Source organism: Luteibacter sp. P4_D7_3 (assembly GCF_056401735.1).
The window spans coordinates 1-1703 of sequence record NZ_JBFUIT010000513.1; the positions used below are offsets into that span (position 1 = coordinate 1).

Below are 1703 nucleotides of genomic sequence, written 5' to 3' on the forward strand. Positions count from 1 at the left end.
GTACTGCAGGAGGCGGTCTACGGTTTCGACGACGCGATCCAGTCGAACGCGCTGGATGCCCACGTGTCGAAGCTGCGGCGGGCGCTCGTGGAGGCGAACGCGAGCGTCGAGATCCACGTGATCCGCGGGATTGGCTACCTGCTGCGGGGGGTGCGCGATGGGCAGGCGGGCTAAATCGCTCACCGTCCTGCTGGGTGTCCGGCTCAGCGTGCTGCAGATCGTGATCCTGGTCGCGACCATCGCCGCGCTGACCTGGAGCATCCTCAACACGCGGGCGGCCTATATCGACGAAGACATGGCGCGTGACATTGCACGCGCGGTCACCGTCGACGATGGCGCGATGCACCTGCACACCGACGGCGACATGCGCGCCGTCCTCGATAGCGAACCGCGCATCTGGTTCGCGGTCGAGGACGAGCAAGGGCATCGGCTTAGCCACGGGAATGTGCCGCAGGCGTATCGCTCGCTGGTGGGTTCGCTGTCTACGTTGGAAGCCTCTGAAGTCCACACGACGAGCGCACCCTATGAACTGGCCATGCGAGTCATCGTGGAAAACACGCCGCACGGACGGATCCACGTCATCGTAGGTGGCGCCCCGGTCCTCGGCATCGCGCTCATTTTCTTCAAGATTTCCGTGTATCTCGGCACGCGTATCGGCTTGCCACTGGTGTTGGTGACGCTTGTCGCCGTGCCATGGCTCATCCATCGGTCGATGGCCGGTGTCGGCAAGGTGGCCGACCAGGCCCAGCGCATCAATATCGACGAGCGTGGCGCCCAGCTGGAGGACGGCGCGGTACCGCGGGAACTGCAGCCGCTGGTGCGTGCGTTCAACCTGGCACTGAAGCGGTTGGGCGAAGGCTATGACGCGCGCGACCGCTTCCTGGTGGACGCCGCGCACGAGCTGCGTGCACCCATCGCCATTCTCGAGGCCAGGCTCGACACCTTGCCGCACGGTGAGGCGCGAACGCGCCTGCTGACCGACMTTGCTCGTCTGGCCAATATCGCCGAGCAGCTGCTCGACCTCCAGCGGCTGGGCAAGCAGGTGACGGCGTTCGAGCCGCTGGACCTGGTCACCCTCGTGCGCGAAGTGAGTGCCGACGTGGCACCGTTGGTGCTCGATGCGGGCTACGAGCTGGCCATGGACGCGCCCGATCACGCCGTCGTGATCATGGGCGACCGCCTCTCGTTGTCCCGGGCGGTGACCAACCTGATCCAGAACGCCATCGCCCATGCGGGAGGCAGGGGGCTGATCCACGTGGCCGTGATGGAAGGGGGCGTGTTCGAGATCAGCGACGAGGGGCCGGGCATTCCGGAGGGAGAGCGGGCGAAGGTTTTTACGCCGTTTTATCGGTTGCGACCGAGCAGTGTGGGGACCGGCCTGGGGTTGCACCTCGTCCAGGAGATCGTTGCCCGGCATGGGGGCGATATCCGGCTGACGGAGGCACCAGGGGGTGGGGCCAGGTTCTCCGTAAGGCTGCCAACAGCCTTGCCGGTTCGGCTGCCTAGCTCTTTGTAGATACTCTCTTGGCCGTCAAGCGTTCTTGAGGTGTTCAGGGCTGAAGAGCTTCGAGGTATCGAAGTTCTCGTTGTTCTGCAGACAGGCCCACAGGCCTGTCAGGTACTTACGCATGACCGCCGTGAGGGCTTGGCGCTTCTTCTTTCCACGGCGGACGAGTTGCTCGTAGAAGGCCTTGGCCAAGGGG

Annotated in this window: 2 protein-coding genes; both read left to right on the forward strand. The window is 64.9% G+C overall.

Annotated elements, in window-relative coordinates:
* Positions 1 to 174, forward strand: a 174-nt coding sequence (locus tag AC1DSN_RS22185; protein ID WP_477332949.1) for a winged helix-turn-helix domain-containing protein, incomplete at its 5' end; no start/stop codon positions are given.
* Positions 158 to 1516 (forward strand): sensor histidine kinase, encoded by a 1359-nt coding sequence (locus AC1DSN_RS22190; RefSeq protein ID WP_477332947.1) that lies wholly within the window; start codon positions 158 to 160, stop codon positions 1514 to 1516. The genes AC1DSN_RS22185 and AC1DSN_RS22190, both read left to right, overlap by 17 nt.
* Positions 1517 to 1703: the final 187 nt, after the last annotated feature.